The sequence below is a fragment of the Pseudoalteromonas sp. S3260 genome (genome assembly GCF_005886925.1).
Lineage (GTDB): Bacteria > Pseudomonadota > Gammaproteobacteria > Enterobacterales > Alteromonadaceae > Pseudoalteromonas > Pseudoalteromonas tetraodonis.
Genome location: NZ_PNCV01000327.1, coordinates 1 through 278 on the forward strand (window position 1 = coordinate 1; position 278 = coordinate 278).

Annotated in this window: 1 pseudogene; it reads left to right on the forward strand. The window is 45.7% G+C overall.

Annotated elements, in window-relative coordinates:
* Positions 1-186: pseudogene (locus CWC14_RS19525) on the forward strand (prohibitin family protein); the annotation flags it as partial.
* Between the last annotated feature and the right edge of the window lie 92 nt (positions 187-278).

The window sequence follows — 278 nt, forward strand, 5'->3', positions numbered from 1 at the left end:
AATACCGAAAGCAGCCTAAGTGGGCCTGTCCCGACGGTAGGGCAAGATGCCTCTACTGTAGTAATGGCTGAGGAGACAACCTTACCCCAGCCCGAGCACTCTAAAAGCGCCATAAAACCCGGCGAGCCAATGAGTTCGCACCATATGAGTTCAATAAAATCGGGTGAGCCTTTGAATAAGCACTAATTGTGAAGAAATTAGCACTCAAAAAATCAAACATTAAAAACCTGTCAAATAACGCACAAATGCAAATGGATCCAACGCCTGATGCAATACGC